This is a genomic window from Alcanivorax sp. HI0083, from assembly GCF_001635175.1.
The window spans coordinates 1-1,165 of sequence record NZ_LWFX01001423.1 but is presented as its reverse complement, the minus strand read 5'-3'; the positions used below and the strand labels follow the sequence as shown (position 1 = coordinate 1,165).

Below are 1,165 nucleotides of genomic sequence, written 5' to 3'. Positions count from 1 at the left end.
CAGCACCAAGGGGGCACCACCGGGCCGCAAGGGCGGGACACGCTCCACCAACACAGCGGCCGGCATCAGCAGCAGCAAGAACAGTAGCAGACTGGCGCTGAAAAGCAGCGCCAGTGTTATTTTTCGTGGCATAACGGAGCCGGTTTCCTGTCAGCCGATCAGAACGGGATGTCGTCGTCGAAGTCATCCGCCGGGCCACTGAAACCGCCGCCCTGGTTGCTATTCTGGTTCTGCGCCGGCTGGCCGCCTCCGGACTGGCTATCATTGCCGTAGCCGCCCTGGTTCCCTTGAGGCGCAGAAGACTGGGCATAGCCGCCGCCCTGGCCGCCACCGTCACCGCGCCCATCCAGCATTTGCATTTCGTTGGCCACGATTTCCGTGGTGTAACGATCCTGGCCGTCCTGCCCCTGCCATTTGCGGGTACGGATAGAGCCTTCGATGTACACCTTGGAGCCTTTTTTCAGGTACTCGCCAGCAATTTCACCCAGCTTGTTGAAGAACACCACCCGGTGCCATTCAGTGCGTTCCTGCATCTGGCCGCTCTGGCGGTCCTTCCAGCTTTCGCTGGTGGCCAGCCGCACATTCGTGACAGCGCCACCGCTGGGCATAAAGCGGGTTTCCGGATCCGCCCCCAGGTTACCAATCAAAATTACCTTGTTAACGCCGCGCGCCATGTTTCTCTCCGTGACTTCTTATGGTCTGACTACTGTCTATCTTCTCGTCATCGCCGCTGGACGACAAACTCAATCAAGCTGTCCATTGTGTCAGCTTTGTCCGGCTCCGGCGACACCCTGTAACTGTTGTTCATCCAGCTGGCCGGCATCCACCTTCAGCAGAGCCAGGGCCTGCTCTTCCACAATCACTGTTTCTACCACCCCGGGCACGGATTTCAGCCGCTCTGCCAGGGCCTGCCAGTCCTGCCCGGGAGACAACGGCAGGACCCGGTTATCCAGCTTGGGCAGCTCTTTCATGCCCACCAGCACCAGCAACCAGATCAACGCCAGCAACCCGCAGCCATAAAAAACCGCTTCCGCGCCCACCCATTGATACAGCGCGCCCCCCATTTGCCCGCCGACAAACACACCCAGAAACTGGCTGGTGGAGTACACCCCCATGGCCGTTCCCCGTGTGCCGGCCGGGGCAGCACGCCCCACCAGTGAGGGCA

General features: G+C 60.9%; 2 protein-coding genes. Both read right to left on the bottom strand.

The genetic code is table 11. From position 1 onward, the window contains the following. Positions 1-158: 158 nt before the first annotated feature. Positions 159-674: a single-stranded DNA-binding protein gene (gene ssb / locus A3754_RS21565; RefSeq protein WP_063521300.1), complete on the bottom strand. Its 516-nt coding sequence runs from the start codon at positions 672-674 to the stop codon at positions 159-161. Positions 675-764: 90 nt separating this feature from the next. After that, positions 765-1,165, bottom strand: a 401-nt coding sequence (locus tag A3754_RS21560) for an MFS transporter (protein WP_156497139.1), incomplete at its 5' end; no start/stop codon positions are given.